Origin of the sequence: Luteimonas huabeiensis HB2 (assembly GCF_000559025.1) — a bacterium.
GTDB lineage: Bacteria > Pseudomonadota > Gammaproteobacteria > Xanthomonadales > Xanthomonadaceae > Luteimonas > Luteimonas huabeiensis.
Map to the genome: position 1 here is coordinate 123121 of NZ_JAAN01000012.1, position 14503 is coordinate 137623.

Consider the following 14503-nt stretch of genomic DNA (forward strand, 5'->3'; position numbering starts at 1 on the left):
CGGCATGGCGCTCGCCCTGCGCCGGGCCACCGTCGAGGATGCCGCGCGCGTGGCCGACCTGGCCGCGCGCACCTTCACCGAGACCTTCGGCCACCTGTATCCGCGCGAGGATCTGGATGCCTTCCTGGCCCAGGCCTACGCGGTGGAGCGCCAGCGCACCATCCTCGCCCATCCCGACTATGCGGTGTGGTTGCTGGACGCCGACGGCGAGGCGGTCGGTCATGTCGCGGCCGGGCCGTGCGGGCTGCCGCATGCCGACGTCGGCGGCGACGACGGCGAGATCAAGCGCCTCTACCTGCTGCGCGGCTGGCAGGGGGCCGGCCACGGCGCCCGGATGATGGCCACCGCCATGGACTGGCTGCTGCGCGGCGGCCCGCGCACGCTGTGGGTGGGGGTGTGGTCGGAGAATCTCGGGGCCCAGCGCTTCTATGCCCGCCACGGCTTCGGGAAGGTCGGCGAGTACCTGTTCCCGGTCGGCGAGACCCGCGATCTGGAGTTCATCCTGCGTCGGCCGGCCGTACAGGCCTGACGGGCGAGGGCCGGCCATGGTGTGGGCCGCCAGGCCACGCCATGCGCCACGCCGATGCGCCTGGGCGTCGCCGGCAGGCCCGTGGTTGGCGAAGACGCGAAAAAAAGACCCGCACCGTCGCCGGTGCGGGTCTGCTGCGCGCACGTTCGCGCAGTGGGGTGTGTCATTCCTGCAGGAAGGCCAGCAGGTCCTGGTTGAGCCGATCCTTGTGGGTGTCGGTGATCCCGTGCGGGGCGCCGGGGTAGACGATCAGGCGGGCGCCGTCGATCAGCGCCGCCGAGGCGCGGCCGGACAGGTCGATCGGCACGATCTGGTCGTCGTCGCCGTGGGTGACCAGGGTGGGCACGTCGAACTTGGCGAGGTCGTCGCGGAAGTCGGTGGCCGAGAACGCGGCGATCGAGTCGTAGGCGTTCTTGTGGCCGGCCTGCATGCCCTGCGCCCAGAACGCCTGGATCAGGCTGTCGTCGGGCGTGGCGCCCGGGCGGTTGAAGCCGTAGAACGGGCCCGAGGCGATGTCCAGGTACAGCCGCGAGCGATTGGCCCGCGAGCCGTCGCGCAGGCCGTCGAAGACCGCCTGCGGCAGGCCGCCGGGGTTGTCGTCGGTGCGCAGCATCAGCGGCGGCACCGACGCCACCAGCACCGCCTTGCTCACCCGCGCGCTGCCGTGGCGGCCGATGTAGCGGGCCACCTCGCCGCCGCCGGTGGAAAAGCCGACCAGGGTGACGTCGTGCAGGTCCAGCGCCTGGATCACCGCGGCCAGATCGTCGGCGTAGTGGTCCATGTCGTTGCCGTGCCAGGGCTGGCTGGAGCGGCCGTGGCCGCGGCGGTCGTGGGCCACCACGCGGTAGCCGCGCTCGGCCAGGAACAGCATCTGCGATTCCCAGCTGTCGGCGTTGAGCGGCCAGCCGTGGCTCAACACCACCACCGGGCCGTCCTTCGGGCCCCAGTCCTTGTAGTAGAGGCGTACGCCGTCGTGGGTGTCGATGGTGTTGGCGCTGTGCGCCAGGGCGAGGGGCGTGGTGGGGGCCGGCTGGGCCTGGGCGGCCTGGGCGGCGAGGCCGAGGGTGGCGGCGAGCAGCGGGGCGAGGACGGCGGTGCGGGGCAAGCTGTTCATGGCGGACTCCTTGGGGGCGATCGTCGGGCGACGGCTTGCCGCCCGGTGGAGACAGGTTGCGCCGGTCTTCGAGACGAAGGGTGATATAACGTCCGAAAAACTTGACCAGGAGTTCGTGGTGACCGACCGCCTCGCCGCCCTGCTCGATCGCTATGCCGTGGCCGCGGAGGTTTTCCATGCCGGCGCGCTGTGCGGCATCAACACCGTGCAGGCCGATGCAGGACTCGGGCAACTGCACCTGGTGCGTCGCGGCGCGGTGGAGGTGATCCACGCGGGGCCGCCGCTGCGCATCGACGCGCCCAGCCTGCTGCTCTATCCGCGGCCGATGGCCCACCGCTTCGTGACCGATGCCGTGCGCGGCGCCGACATGGCCTGCGCCAACCTGCGCTTCGAGGACGGGGACGCCAACCCCGTCGCCGCGGGGCTGCCGGCGTTCGTGTGCATGCGCCTGGACGAGGTGGCGGGCCTGTCCGATGTCCTGGGCGTGCTGTTCGACGAGGCCTTCGCCCGCCGCTGCGGCCGTGCCGCGCTGCTGAACCGGCTGTTCGAGGTGGCGATGATCCAGATCCTGCGCGAGCTGATGGAGCGGGGCGCGGTGCAGGTCGGGCTGCTTGGCGGGCTGGCGCATCCGCGCCTGCGGCACGCGCTGGTGGCCATGCACGAGGCGCCCGCGCGCCCGTGGACCCTGGAGGCGCTGGCCGAGACCGCGGGCATGTCGCGCAGCAGCTTCGCCGCCGGGTTCCGCGCCGCGGTCGGGGTCACCCCGGGGCAGTACCTGCAGGGGTGGCGGGTCGGCCTGGCCCGGCAGGCCCTGCGGCGCGGGCAGCCGCTGAAGGTGGTCGCCACGGCGGTGGGTTACGGCAGCGAGGCGGCGCTGTCGCGTGCGTTCAAGGCCAGCAGCGGGCTGTCGCCGCGCGAATGGAAGCGCCGGCACCCTGGCGGGGCGGCGGCATGACCGCGGAGGCCGAGGCCGTGCGCCGGGTGCTGCTGGTCCACGGGATCTGGAACGCGAAGTCCTGGTTGGCGCCACTGGCCTGGCGCCTGCGCGCGCATGGCTTCGAGGTGCGGACGTTCGGCTACCCGAGCGTGACCGGCGGCCCGGAGCCTGCGATCGAGGCGCTGGTGGCGCGCCTGCGCGGCGCGCCGCCGACCCATCTGGTCGGGCACAGCCTGGGCGGCCTGATCGGCCTGGAGGCGCTGCGTCGGGCGCCGGACCTGCCGGTGCCGCGCATGGTCTGCCTCGGCTCGCCGCTGTGCGGCAGCGCGACCGCGCGCAGCCTGGCCGCGCGCGCCTGGTCGGCCTGGGTGCTGGGCCGCAGCGGCGAGGCCCTGCGCCAGGGCTGCCGGCCGTGGACGGGGCGGGTGCCGGTGGGCATGGTGGCGGGCAACGTGCCGCACGGGGTGGGGCGCCTGCTGACCCGGTTCGAGGGCGCCTCCGACGGCACCGTGGGCCTGGCCGAGACCCGCCTGCCGGGGCTGGCCGACCACTGCGAGGTCCCCGCCAGCCACACCGGGCTGGTGTTTTCCGCCCGGGCCGCCGCGCAGACCGCGCACTTCCTGCGCACGGGGCGCTTCCTGCGCTGCGGGCCGGCCGCCGGCGCGGTGTAAAATCGCGCTCCTTTCCGCTCACCACTTCCGGACTGCCAGATGGGTCGAGGACCTTCCATCGAGGCGCGCAAGAACGCCTCCGACGCCAAGCGCGGCAAGATGTTCACCAAGATCATCCGCGAGATCGGCGTCGCCGCGCGCGCCGGCGGCGGCGACCCGGCCAACAACCCGCGCCTGCGCACCGCCATGGACAAGGGCCTGTCGGCCAACATGTCCAAGGACGTGATCGAGCGCGCGATCAAGAAGGCCACCGGCGAGCTGGAGGGCGTGGAGTACGAGGAGGTGCGCTACGAGGGCTACGCCCCGGGCGGGGTGGCGGTGATCGTGGACTGCCTGACCGACAACCGCGTGCGCACCGTCGCCGACGTGCGCCACGCCTTCTCCAAGTGCGGCGGCAACATGGGCACGGAAGGGTCCGTGGCCTTCATGTTCAAGCGCCTGGGCGTGCTCAGCTACGCCCCCGGCGCCGACGAGGACCGGATCACCGAGGCCGCGATCGAGGCCGGCGCCGACGACGTGGCGGTGTATCCCGAGGACGGCAGCATCGAGGTCCTGACCACGCCCGAGGGCTTCGCCGCGGTGCGCGATGCGATGACCGCCGCCGGCCTGGCGCCGGACCATGCCGAGATCACCTTCCGCGCCGACAACGACGTGGCGGTGGACGCCGAGGTCGCGCCGCAGGTGCGCAAGCTGCTGGACATGCTTGAGGACCTCGACGACGTGCAGGACGTGTATTCGAACGCCGATCAGGCGTCGCTGGATGGCGGGGGCTGAGACCGCGATGGCCGCGGCCCAGGAAGCCGGGACCCGGCTCTCGACCGGCTCGACCCGCATCCTCGGCATCGATCCCGGCTCGCAGCGCACCGGCGTGGGCGTGGTGGACGTGGCCGCGGACGGGCGCCTGCGCCACGTGCATCATGCGCCGCTGAACCTGCTGGGCGAGGGCGGCTTCCCGGTGCGGCTGCGGCGGCTGCTCGACCAGCTCGGCGAGGTCATCGAGGCCTGGCGCCCGGACGAGGTGGCGATCGAGCAGGTGTTCATGGCGCGCAACCCGGATTCGGCGCTGAAGCTCGGCCACGCGCGCGGCGCGGCGATCTGCGCGGCGGTGCTGCGCGACCTGCCGGTGCACGAGTACGCCGCCACCGAGATCAAGCTCGCCGTGGTCGGCCGCGGCCGCGCGGAGAAGGCGCAGATCCAGCACATGGTCGGCATCCTGCTGAACCTGCAGGGCCGGCTGCAGGCCGACGCCGCCGACGCGCTGGCCGCCGCCATCACCCACGCCCACGTCCGCGCCAGCGCCGCGCGGCTCGGCGTGGACACCCGACAGGCCTGGAGCAGGAAATGAACGAGAGCAGGGGTCAGAGGCCAGGGGCCGGGGGAGGCGTGCCGGCGCTTTGCCGCAGCCCCCGGCACCCGTATCCGCGGGGGAGAAAACACGCCGGTCCTTCCGGGGGCTTCTCCCCGGCCCCCGATCCCCGGCCCCTGGTCCCTGCCCCATGATCGGCCGCCTCAAGGGCATCCTGGCGCACAAGCAGCCGCCGTGGCTGGTGGTGGACGTGCACGGGGTGGGCTACGAGCTGGAGGCGCCGATGAGCACCTTCTACGACCTGCCGGAGGTCGGGCGCGAGGTGGCGCTGTTCACCCACTACGCGCAGAAGGAGGACAGCGTGTCGCTGTACGGCTTCCTCACCGAGCCGGAGCGGCGGCTGTTCCGCGACGTGCAGAAGGTCAGCGGGATCGGCGCCAAGATCGCGCTGGCGGTGCTGTCGGGGGTCAGCGTGGGCGAGTTCGCCCGCCTGGTCCAGGCCGGCGACGTGACCGCGCTGACACGGATTCCCGGCATCGGCAAGAAGACCGCCGAGCGCATGGTGGTCGAACTGCGCGACCGCGCCGCCGACTTCGGCGGCGGGCCGGTCGCGGCTGGCGGCCGGGCGGTCCCGGCCGATCCCCTGTCCGAGGCCGTCGAGGCCCTGCAGCAGCTCGGCTACAAGCCCGCCGAGGCGCAGAAGATGGCCAAGGCGGCGGCCGCGGAAGGGGATGCAGCGGAAATCATCATCCGAAAGGCGTTACAGTCCGCGCTTCGCTGACAGCCCCCACTGTCCGACACGACCGCAATGACCTCTCCCGGCACGTCCGCCGAGCCCAGCCGCGGCGATTCCGCGCACTCCGGCAAGATCGGCCTCGCCGGTCTGGCCGTGGGCGCCATCGGCGTCGTCTTCGGCGACATCGGCACCAGCCCGCTCTACACCATCCGCGAGGCGTTCTCGCCGCACTACGGACTCGTGGCCGACCACGACACCGTGCTCGGCGTGCTCTCGCTGATCTTCTGGTCGCTGATCCTGGTGGTCACGGTCAAGTACGTGACGATCATCATGCGCGCCGACAACGAGGGCGAGGGCGGCATCATGGCGCTGATGGCGCTGGCGCAGCGCTGCCTGCCGACCGGTTCGCGCTCGGCCTACGTGGTGGGCCTGCTCGGCATCTTCGGCGCCTCGCTGTTCTTCGGCGACGGCGTCATCACCCCGGCGATCTCGGTGCTGTCGGCGGTCGAGGGCCTGGAGGTGGTGGCCCCGCAACTGCACCACTGGATCGTGCCGATCGCGCTGGTGGTGCTGGTCACCCTGTTCGCTACCCAGCGCTACGGCACCGCCAAGGTGGGACGGGTGTTCGGCCCGGTGATGGTGCTGTGGTTCCTGGTGCTGGCGGCGCTCGGCGTGGCCAACATCGTCCACGAGCCCGAGGTGCTGCACGCGCTCAACCCGTGGTGGGCGGCGCGGTTCTTCCAGGAGCACACCCTGGGAGGGGTGTTCATCCTCGGCGCGGTGGTGCTGGCGGTGACCGGCGGCGAGGCGATCTACACCGACATGGGCCACTTCGGGCCGCGGCCGATCCGGCTGGCCTGGTACTGGTTCGTGCTGCCGGCGCTGATGCTGAACTACCTCGGCCAAGGCGCGCTGGTGCTGGAGGATCCCTCGGCCATCCGCAACCCGTTCTACATCGGCGTGCCGGAGTGGGCGCGGATGCCGATGGTGGTGCTGGCCACCGCGGCCACCGTGATCGCCTCGCAGGCGGTCATCACCGGCGGTTTCTCGGTGGCCCGGCAGGCGATGCAGCTGGGCTACATCCCGCGCATGAAGGTGCTGCACACCTCGCGCGAGACCATCGGTCAGATCTACATCCCCGGCATCAACTGGATGATGATGGTGATCGTGGTCGCGCTGGTGCTGGGCTTCCGCACCTCGTCGGCGCTGGCCACCGCCTACGGCATCTCGGTCTCGCTGACGATGCTGATCGACACCCTGCTGCTGGCGGTGGTGGCGCGCGCGCTGTGGCCGCGCTGGCGCACCTGGGTGCTGCCGCTGTGCGCGGTGTTCCTGGTGGTCGACGTCGGCTTCGTGATCGCCAACGTGGCCAAGATCCTGCAGGGCGGCTGGTTCCCGGTGGTGCTGGGGCTGACGCTGTTCACCCTGCTGCGCACCTGGCGCCGCGGCCGCCAGCTGCTGCACGAGGAAATCCAGCGCCAGGGCATCCGCCTGGAGACCTTCCTGCCCGGGCTGATGCTTTCGCCGCCGGTGCGGGTGCCGGGCACGGCGGTGTTCCTGACCAGCGACCCCGGGGTGGTGCCGCAGGCGCTGATGCACAACCTCAAGCACAACAAGGTGCTGCACGAGCGCAACGTGTTCCTGACCGTCGAGACCCTCACCGTGCCCTACGCCCGGCAGCGGCTGAAGATCGAGACCGTCGGCGACGGCTTCCATCGCGTGCTGGTGCGCTTCGGCTTCATGGAGATCCCCGACGTGCCGCTGGCGCTGATGCGCTGCGGCGACATCGAGGAGGGCATCTGCATCGACCCGATGGACACCACCTACTTCACCAGCCGCGAGACCGTGGTGGCGACCGCGCGGCGCGGCATGGCGATGTGGCGCGAGAAGCTGTTCGCGCTGATGCACCGCAACGCCGCGCCGGCCTCCGGCTTCTTCCGCATCCCGGGCAACCGCCTGGTGGAGCTGGGGACGCAGGTCGAGATCTGACCGCGCGGCGGAAACGTTCGCAGCGGCGGGCCCGCGCGCGCGCCGCAGGGCGCGAAGGCCCCGTCGCGCGCAGCGCGCCCGCCGGGGTCCGAGGCGCTCAGCCCTGCCAGGCCGGCAGTTTCTTCTTCACCGGCAGGTTCTTCAGGGTCACGTAGGCAGGAATGCCGTTGCGGTAGGGCGGGTAGGCCTCGCCGCGGATCAGCGGTTCCAGGTAGCGGCGCGCGGCGGCGGTGATGCCGTAGCCGTCGCGGCGCAGGAAGCCGGCCGGCATCTTCTTCTCGTGGTTGGCGACCTGCGCCAGCGGCGCGCTGTCGATCTTCCAGCGGTAGGGCTTGTCGGAGGTGCGGCGGATCACCGGCATGGTGGCGTTGCGGCCGGCCAGCGCCAGGCGCACCGCGGCCTTGCCCACCGCCACCGCCTGGTCGAGGTCGGTCTTGGAGGCGATGTGGCGGGCCGAGCGCTGCAGGTAGTCGGGCAGGGTCCAGTGCACCTTCAGTCCCAGCTCGTCCTTGACCCGGCCGGCGAGATACGAGGCCACGCCGCCGAGCTGGGTGTGGCCGAAGGAATCCTTGCCGCCGCCGGCATCGGCGACGAAGCGCCCGTCGGCGGTCTGGATGCCCTCGCTGGCCACGACCACGCAGTAGCCGACGCGATCGACCACCTTGCGCACGCGGGCGAGGAAGTCGGCCTCGTCGTAGGGGCGCTCGGGGAACAGGATCAGGTGCGGCGCGTCGTCCGGACCCTCGCCGGCCAGGCCGGCGGCGGCGGCCAGCCAGCCGGCGTGGCGGCCCATGGCCTCGTACACGAACACCCGGGTCGAGGTCTCCGCCATCGCCGCGACGTCGAGCGCGGCCTCGCGCACCGAGACCGCGGTGTACTTGGCGGCCGAGCCGAAGCCCGGGCAGCAGTCGGTGACGGCGAGGTCGTTGTCGATGGTCTTGGGCACGCCGATGCAGGTCAGCGGATAGTCGAACTCGGCCGCCAGCTGCGAGACCTTGTGCGCGGTGTCGGCGGAATCGTTGCCGCCGTTGTAGAGGAACCAGCGCACGTCGTGGGCGCGCAGCACCTCCAGCAGGCGCTCGTAGCGGGCGCGGTCGGCCTCGAGCGACTTCAGCTTGTAGCGGCAGGAGCCGAACGCGCCGCCCGGGGTGTGGGCCAGGCCGCGGATCGCCGCGGCGCTCTCCTTCGAGGTGTCGATCAGGTCCTCGCGCAGCGCGCCGAGGATGCCGTTGCGCGCGGCCAGTACCTTGATCTTGCGTGCGCGGGCTTCGGCGATCACGCCGGAGGCGGTGGCGTTGATGACGGCGGTGACGCCGCCGGACTGGGCGTAGAGCAGGGTTCCGGATGCCATGGACGAACGCTCGCGTTGGACGGTTGGAGGGGCCCCGGCCGCGCGGTTCGTGGAAACCGGACCGGATACGGTAAAGTGGCGGCTTGTTCATCGCGCCGGGCCGCAGTCTACCGCGCCGGGCCGCGGGCCGAATCACGGTTGGAGTGGAGTCTTCGATGCGACTGGTACTTTTGGGTGCGCCCGGCTCGGGCAAGGGCACGCAGGCGGCACGGCTGAAGACGTACCTGCGGGTGCCGCACATCTCCACCGGCGACCTGCTGCGCGCCGAGGTCGCCGCCGGCTCGCCGCTCGGGCTGCAGGCCAAGGAAGTGATGGCGCGCGGGGATCTGGTCTCCGACGAGATCCTGCTCGGCATGCTGAAGGAGCGCTTCTCGCGCGAGGACACCCGCGACGGCTTCATCCTCGACGGCTACCCGCGCAACCTGGCGCAGGCCGCCGCGCTCGACGAGCTGCTCGCCGGGCTCGGGCAGAAGTTCGACGCCGCGGTGCAGCTCGAGGTCGACAACGAGCTGCTGATCGAGCGCCTGGCCGGGCGCGCGCAGGCGGAAGGCCGCGCCGACGACAACCCCGAATCGGTGCGCAAGCGCCTGCGGGTGTACGACGAGCAGACCGCGCCGGTGATCGAGTTCTACCGCCAGCAAGGCCAGCTCACCGTGGTCGATGGCGTGGGCTCGCTCGACGAGGTCTTCGCCCGCATCCTCGAGGCGATCGGCGCCGGCCGCGAGGTCGGCTGAGCCGCGGGCGGTCGCGCCCGCGCAATCGCAGGAACCCGCGCCTTGAAGATCCACATCCTGGGCATCGCCGGCACCTTCATGGGCGGCGTGGCCGCGCTGGCGCGCGAGGCCGGCATCGAGGTCGAGGGCAGCGACCAGGCGGTCTACCCGCCGATGTCCACCCAGCTCGAGCGGCTGGGCATCCGGCTGGCGCAGGGCTATCGGCCCGAGCACATCGGCGACGACGCGGACGTGGTCGTGGTCGGCAACGCGCTCTCGCGCGGCAACCCGGCGGTGGAGGCGGTGCTCGATGCCGGCCGCCGCTACACCTCCGGCGCGCAGTGGCTGGCCGAGACCGTGCTGCCGGGCCGCACCACGCTGGCGGTGGCGGGCACCCACGGCAAGACCACCACCACCACGCTGCTGGCCTGGCTGCTGCAGGCCGCCGGCCGCGAGGCGGGCTTCCTGATCGGCGGCGTGGCCGAGGACTTCGGCGTCTCCGCCAGGCTGGGCCGCGACCCGCTGTTCGTGGTCGAGGCCGACGAGTACGACACCGCGTTCTTCGACAAGCGCAGCAAGTTCGTGCACTACCGGCCGCGGGTGGCGATCCTCAACAACCTCGAGTACGACCACGCCGACATCTTCCCGGACCTGGCCGCGATCCAGCGCCAGTTCCACCACCTGGTCCGCACCGTGCCCGGCAGCGGCCGGCTGATCGTCAACGGCGAGGACCCGCACCTGGCCGAGGTGCTGGCGATGGGCTGCTGGACGCCGGTGGAGCGCTTCGGCATCGACGGCGACCACGACTGGACCGCGCGCCTGCTGGAGGCCGACGGCAGCGCCTTCGAGGTCGTGCATCGCGGCGAGCGGGTGGGCGAGGTGCGCTGGCCGCTGCTCGGCCGCCACAACGCGATGAACGCGCTGGCCGCGATCGCCGCCTGCCGCGCGGCCGGCGTCGATCCGGCCCCGGCGCTGCCGGCGCTGGCGCGCTTCGGCAGCGTCAAGCGCCGCATGGAGCGCCTGGGCGAGGCCGGCGGCGCCGTGGTCTACGACGATTTCGCGCATCACCCGACCGCCATCGCCGCGACCCTCGCGGGGCTGCGCGCGCGGGTGGGCGAGGGCGGCCGGATCGTGGTGGCGATGGAGCCGCGCAGCAACTCGATGCGCCTGGGCGCGCACGCCGCCGCGCTGGCGCCCTCGCTCGAGGCCGCCGACGCGGTGGTGTTCCTGCATCGCCCGGAGCTGCCCTGGGACGCCGGCGCGGTGGTCTCGGCGCTGCGCGGCCACGCCAGCGCGGTGCCCGACGTCGACGGCCTGATCGCCGCGCTCGATGCGCTGGTACGGCCGGGCGACCAGGTGGTCTTCATGTCCAACGGCGGCTTCGACGACGCGCCGCGGCGCTTCCTCGCCCGCCTGCGCGAGCGCGCCGCCGGCGGGGCGTGAGCGCGGCCGCGCGCGAACCGTGCCGGCCGGCTGCCGCGGCGGGCCGGTGTAGCATGGCGGCATGACCGCCGCCGTCGAGAGTCTGCCGCTGTTCCCGCTGTCGACGGTGCTGGTCCCTGGGGCGTCGCTGTCGCTGCGCGTGTTCGAGCCGCGCTACCTGGACCTGGTGCGCGATTGCGGCCGCAGCGGTCGCGGCTTCGGCATCTGCCTGATCCTGGAAGGCGAGGAGGTCGGCGCCCCCGCCCTGCCGGCGGCGGTCGGCACCGAGGCCGGCATCGAAGATTTCGACCGCGGGCCGGACGGCCTGCTGAGGCTGGCGGTGCGCGGCGGCCGCCGCTTCCAGGTGCAGCGCATGCGCGTGCGCGACAACGGCCTGGTGGTGGCGGACGTGGTCTGGCGTGCGGACGATCCCGCCGCGCCGCCGCGCCCCGAGCACGCGCTGCTGGTGGAGCTGCTGCGCCGGATCCTGGAGCGCGCCGCCGGCGCGCAAGTGGCGCGCATTCCCGAGGCCCGTTTCGCCGACGCCGCCTGGGTCGGATGGCGGCTGTCCGAGCTGCTGCCGCTGCGCGAGGCCGAACGCCAGGCGCTGCTGCAGGAAGACGACCCGGACGCGCGCCTGCAGCGCTTGCTCGAGCACGTCGCCTGACGGACCCCAGGGACTATTGACGTTCGACCCGCGCCGAAGCTGTCTTTCTGCCGCAAGCGGGATCATCTCACTCCTTCTCCCGCAAGCAAGACCATCTCGTCCCTTCTCCCGCAAGCGGGTGCATGCCGTCCCTTCTCCCGCAAGCGGGTGCATGCCGTCCCTTCCCCCCTTGCGGGGGAAGGGAAAAAGAGAATGCTCCCCGCTTGCGGGTAAACGGAAAGACCGCATGGTCCCCCGCAGGCGGGGAAGGGCCTTCCTGACCTGCAGGCCTCGCTACAGGCCGGCGAAGCGGCACGACGCCGAGGCCGCTACCCGGGCGGGGCGTCGTGGCGCGTGCGCACGCGCAGCACCGGCACGCCGGATTGCGGGTGCACCGCTTCCGCAGTCTCGAACCCGGCCAGGTCCTCGCGCAGCGCGCGCCAGGCGGCGTGGCCGTCGGCCAGCGGCTGCCACAGCCCGAACAGCCCGAACAGGGGTCGCGCGTATTCGAGCGTCTGCACCGTGCCCACCCACAGCGGCTCGCCGTCCAGCAGCGCCGGCGCGTGCCACAGGCGCAGCACCTGCAGGCGCCCGTCGCCGGCCGGGCGGCGCATCAGCAGCACTTCCGCCTCGGTGTCCAGCGTCGCCGGCAGCACCGGCTGCTGCGCCGGCGGGGTGTCGTCGTCGAGCAGGCCCAGGGTGGCGATCCAGTCCGCCTGCGGCTGCGGCGCCCAGCCTTGCGCCTGCAGGCGCGCGCGCAGCGGCTCCAGCGCGCCGGCGACCTGGATGTCCAGCGGCCAGCGCTGGTCGGCGCTGCGCTCGTTGCGGCGCGAGGGCAGGGTCTTCCAGGCATCGGCCCACCAGCCGTCCTCGGTCATCGCCCGGGTCGGGGCCGGCGGCCGGAAGCTCGCCAGCAACGGGTCCACCGCGCGCGGCGCGTGCCACGCCGCGGCGGCGGCGAAGGTCAGGTAGAAGATCAGCGCCAGCGGCCGCATCCAGAACGAGCGCGCCACGTGCCGGCGGTAGGCGATGCCCAGGCCGAGCAGCCAGACCACGCCCAGCAGCAGGCCGCCGACCACGTCGCTCAGCCAGTGCGCGCCGAGGTAGATGCGGGCGAAGCCGAGCAGGGCCACCACCACGCCGGTCAGCAGGTACGGCCAGACCCGGCTGCGGCCCGGCAGCTCGCGCGCGATCAGCACCGCGAAGAAGCCGAAGGTGATCGTGGTCATGGTCACCGTCATCGAGGGGAAGCCGAAGCCGCTGTGCGCGGTCGGCGGCCGCGGCACGTCGATCGCCGCCTCCAGGCCGGCGGTCAGCACCAGGCCGAAGGCCAGCGCCACCAGCCAGTGCGCGGCGGCGATGAAGCGCCGCCGCCACACCAGCCACAGCAGCGCCAGCCCGGCGGCCGGCACCAGCACCGGCGCGTCGCCGATCGAGGCCAGGCCCGCGAACAGGCGGTCGGCCAGCGGGTTGCGCAGCGCGATCATGGCCTCGTACACGCTGAGGTCCAGCGCCAGCGGCTCGCCGCGCATCAGCACCGTGGTCAGCAGCGCGAACCAGGCCCAGCCGATGGCCAGCAGGCAGACCGCCAGGATCGCCAGCGAGGCCGACTCCGGGCGGTTGGGGTCGATCAGCGCGCCGGCGTAGCGGCCCAGGCGCGGGTGCGCGCGCGACCACGCCAGCGCGCGCGCCAGCAGGTTGTTGGCGTGGGTGTCGAACCAGCGGTAGGTATAGAGCACCAGCGCCCAGGCCAGCGCCAGCACCGCGATCAGCGCCCCGAGCACGATCGCCAGCCGGTCGGCCACCGCCGCCACCGCGTCGTAGGACGCGCCGAAGATCCAGCCCGGCGCCAGGAAGATCGCCGCCCACGACACGCAGGCGAACAGGCTCACCGGCAGGTAGCGGCGCAGCGGCATGCGCGAGATGCCGGCGATGGCCGGCACGAACGGCCGGATCGCGCCCACGTAGCGCGCCACCAGGATGCTCTTGACCGAGTTGCGGCGGAACAGCAGCTCGCCGCGGTCGAGCAGCTGGGGATAGCGGTGGAACGGCCAGACCTGGCGCAGGCCGCCGCCCCAGCGCCGCCCGACCCAGTAGCTGAGGCCGTCGCCGGCCAGCGCGCCGAGCGCGGCGCAGACCACCGCGTAGGGGCCGGAGACCTCCCCCAGGCCGATCAGCACGCCGACGCCGAACAGCAGCGGCAGCGCGGGCACGATCGCGCCGAGCAGGATCACCGAGTCGGAGAACGCGATCAGGAAGATCGCGATGCCCGCCGCCACCGGATGCTCGCCGATCCAGGCGACGGTGTTGTCGAAGAGGTTGGACAGCATCGCGGCATTATGACAGCGCGCCCCTTGCAGCCCGGCGACGGCGGCGCCCGCACGGTTGGCTGCCGGACAGGCCCGCTTACAATCGGCCCATGAACCGCTCCGACGCCATCGAGGTCCAGGCGCTCAAAGCCGACAGCTTCGGCCGCATCTCGCTGATGCGCGCGGCCGGCGGCGTCTTCGTGCGGCGCGACCTGGCCCACGTGCCCTGGTGGCTGCGCCTGCCGGCGTGGTGGCTGGCGCGGCGCGAGGCGCGCGCGCTGCAGGCCATCCGCGGCATGCCCGACACCCCGCAGCTGCTGGGCTGGGACGGCCGCCGGCTCGATCGCAGCTTCATGGCCGGCGCGGCCATGTACCAGCGCCCGCCGCGCGGCGACCTGGCCTACTTCCGCAGCGCGCGCCGCCTGCTGCAGCAACTGCACCGCCGTGGGGTGGCGCACAACGACCTGGCCAAGGAGGCGAACTGGCTGGTGCTGGAGGACGGCCGTCCCGGCCTGATCGATTTCCAGCTCGCCACCCGCGGCGACCCGCGCGCGCGCTGGATGCGGCTGCTGTTCCGCGAGGACCTGCGGCACCTGCTCAAGCACAAGCGCATGTACTGCCGCGATGCGCTGACGCCGGTGGAGAAGCGCCTGCTCAAGCGCCGCTCCTGGCTGCGCGAGCTGTGGTTTCGCACCGGCAAGCCGGTCTACCGCTTCCTGACCCGTCGCGTCTTCAAGTGGGAAGACAACGAGGGCCGGGGGCCGAAGCCGTGAACGCGCC

14 protein-coding genes are annotated in these 14503 nt (G+C 72.8%); 11 read left to right on the top strand and 3 right to left on the bottom strand.

The features are described from left to right. Positions 1-4 precede the first annotated feature (4 nt). Positions 5-529 carry a GNAT family N-acetyltransferase gene (locus tag Z164_RS0103620; RefSeq protein WP_024889379.1) on the top strand — a complete coding sequence of 175 codons (525 nt, stop codon included), beginning with the start codon at positions 5-7 and terminating at the stop codon, positions 527-529. Between the two features lie 163 nt (positions 530-692). Here the strand turns inward: Z164_RS0103620 and Z164_RS0103625 are convergent, their stop codons facing one another. Next, positions 693-1643: an alpha/beta fold hydrolase gene (locus tag Z164_RS0103625; RefSeq protein WP_024889380.1), complete on the bottom strand. Its 951-nt coding sequence runs from the start codon at positions 1641-1643 to the stop codon at positions 693-695. A gap of 118 nt (positions 1644-1761) precedes the next feature. Between Z164_RS0103625 and Z164_RS0103630 the strand changes: the two genes are divergently transcribed. From Z164_RS0103630 to Z164_RS0103655, 6 genes are all read left to right on the top strand, one after another. Then, positions 1762-2598 carry a cupin domain-containing protein gene (locus tag Z164_RS0103630; RefSeq protein WP_024889381.1) on the top strand — a complete coding sequence of 279 codons (837 nt, stop codon included), beginning with the start codon at positions 1762-1764 and terminating at the stop codon, positions 2596-2598. After that, positions 2595-3251, top strand: coding sequence for an esterase/lipase family protein (locus Z164_RS0103635; protein WP_043689221.1), 657 nt, complete (start codon positions 2595-2597; stop codon positions 3249-3251). The genes Z164_RS0103630 and Z164_RS0103635 overlap by 4 nt, the downstream gene beginning before the upstream one ends. Before the next feature lie 39 nt (positions 3252-3290). After that, positions 3291-4025 carry a YebC/PmpR family DNA-binding transcriptional regulator gene (locus tag Z164_RS0103640; protein ID WP_024889383.1) on the top strand — a complete coding sequence of 245 codons (735 nt, stop codon included), beginning with the start codon at positions 3291-3293 and terminating at the stop codon, positions 4023-4025. A gap of 7 nt (positions 4026-4032) precedes the next feature. Further along, a complete protein-coding gene (gene ruvC / locus Z164_RS0103645; protein WP_024889384.1) occupies positions 4033-4596 on the top strand; it encodes a crossover junction endodeoxyribonuclease RuvC in 564 nt (187 codons plus the stop codon). 151 nt (positions 4597-4747) lie between these two features. Further along, positions 4748-5338, top strand: coding sequence for a Holliday junction branch migration protein RuvA (ruvA, locus tag Z164_RS0103650; RefSeq protein WP_024889385.1), 591 nt, complete (start codon positions 4748-4750; stop codon positions 5336-5338). 27 nt (positions 5339-5365) lie between these two features. Beyond that, entirely contained in the window at positions 5366-7282 is a 1917-nt protein-coding gene (locus Z164_RS0103655; protein ID WP_024889386.1) for a potassium transporter Kup, read from the top strand. 97 nt (positions 7283-7379) lie between these two features. Here the strand turns inward: Z164_RS0103655 and Z164_RS0103660 are convergent, their stop codons facing one another. Beyond that, entirely contained in the window at positions 7380-8633 is a 1254-nt protein-coding gene (locus tag Z164_RS0103660; RefSeq protein WP_024889387.1) for a 6-phosphofructokinase, read from the bottom strand. A gap of 155 nt (positions 8634-8788) precedes the next feature. Here Z164_RS0103660 and Z164_RS0103665 point away from each other — a divergent pair, with 155 nt between their 5' ends. The 3 genes from Z164_RS0103665 to Z164_RS0103675 all read left to right on the top strand — a co-directional run bounded on the left by Z164_RS0103665 (position 8789) and on the right by Z164_RS0103675 (position 11435). After that, complete coding sequence (locus tag Z164_RS0103665; RefSeq protein WP_024889388.1) at positions 8789-9367, top strand: adenylate kinase; 579 nt, start codon at positions 8789-8791, stop codon at positions 9365-9367. 42 nt (positions 9368-9409) lie between these two features. Next, positions 9410-10789 carry a UDP-N-acetylmuramate:L-alanyl-gamma-D-glutamyl-meso-diaminopimelate ligase gene (gene mpl / locus Z164_RS0103670; protein ID WP_024889389.1) on the top strand — a complete coding sequence of 460 codons (1380 nt, stop codon included), beginning with the start codon at positions 9410-9412 and terminating at the stop codon, positions 10787-10789. A gap of 61 nt (positions 10790-10850) precedes the next feature. Continuing rightward, positions 10851-11435 carry an LON peptidase substrate-binding domain-containing protein gene (locus tag Z164_RS0103675; RefSeq protein WP_024889390.1) on the top strand — a complete coding sequence of 195 codons (585 nt, stop codon included), beginning with the start codon at positions 10851-10853 and terminating at the stop codon, positions 11433-11435. A 308-nt stretch (positions 11436-11743) separates the two neighbouring features. On the opposite strand, the gene Z164_RS0103680 is transcribed toward Z164_RS0103675, so the two are convergent. Further along, complete coding sequence (locus Z164_RS0103680; protein WP_024889391.1) at positions 11744-13744, bottom strand: bifunctional DedA family/phosphatase PAP2 family protein; 2001 nt, start codon at positions 13742-13744, stop codon at positions 11744-11746. Positions 13745-13833: 89 nt separating this feature from the next. On the opposite strand from Z164_RS0103680, the gene Z164_RS0103685 reads away from it, so the two are divergent. Further along, on the top strand, positions 13834-14496 hold the full coding sequence (locus Z164_RS0103685) for a protein kinase family protein (RefSeq protein WP_024889392.1): 663 nt from the start codon (positions 13834-13836) through the stop codon (positions 14494-14496). The last annotated feature ends 7 nt before the right edge of the window (positions 14497-14503 follow it).

Bases quoted from the DNA above. Each gene is read 5' to 3' on its own strand.
- Z164_RS0103620 (WP_024889379.1), top strand. From the start codon at position 5: ATGGCGCTCGCCCTGCGCCGGGCCACCGTCGAGGATGCCGCGCGCGTG.
- Z164_RS0103625 (WP_024889380.1), bottom strand. From the start codon at position 1,643: ATGAACAGCTTGCCCCGCACCGCCGTCCTCGCCCCGCTGCTCGCCGCC.
- Z164_RS0103635 (WP_043689221.1), top strand. From the start codon at position 2,595: ATGACCGCGGAGGCCGAGGCCGTGCGCCGGGTGCTGCTGGTCCACGGG.
- Z164_RS0103640 (WP_024889383.1), top strand. From the start codon at position 3,291: ATGGGTCGAGGACCTTCCATCGAGGCGCGCAAGAACGCCTCCGACGCC.
- ruvC (WP_024889384.1), top strand. From the start codon at position 4,033: ATGGCCGCGGCCCAGGAAGCCGGGACCCGGCTCTCGACCGGCTCGACC.
- ruvA (WP_024889385.1), top strand. From the start codon at position 4,748: ATGATCGGCCGCCTCAAGGGCATCCTGGCGCACAAGCAGCCGCCGTGG.
- Z164_RS0103655 (WP_024889386.1), top strand. From the start codon at position 5,366: ATGACCTCTCCCGGCACGTCCGCCGAGCCCAGCCGCGGCGATTCCGCG.
- Z164_RS0103660 (WP_024889387.1), bottom strand. From the start codon at position 8,633: ATGGCATCCGGAACCCTGCTCTACGCCCAGTCCGGCGGCGTCACCGCC.
- Z164_RS0103665 (WP_024889388.1), top strand. From the start codon at position 8,789: ATGCGACTGGTACTTTTGGGTGCGCCCGGCTCGGGCAAGGGCACGCAG.
- Z164_RS0103675 (WP_024889390.1), top strand. From the start codon at position 10,851: ATGACCGCCGCCGTCGAGAGTCTGCCGCTGTTCCCGCTGTCGACGGTG.
- Z164_RS0103680 (WP_024889391.1), bottom strand. From the start codon at position 13,744: ATGCTGTCCAACCTCTTCGACAACACCGTCGCCTGGATCGGCGAGCAT.
- Z164_RS0103685 (WP_024889392.1), top strand. From the start codon at position 13,834: ATGAACCGCTCCGACGCCATCGAGGTCCAGGCGCTCAAAGCCGACAGC.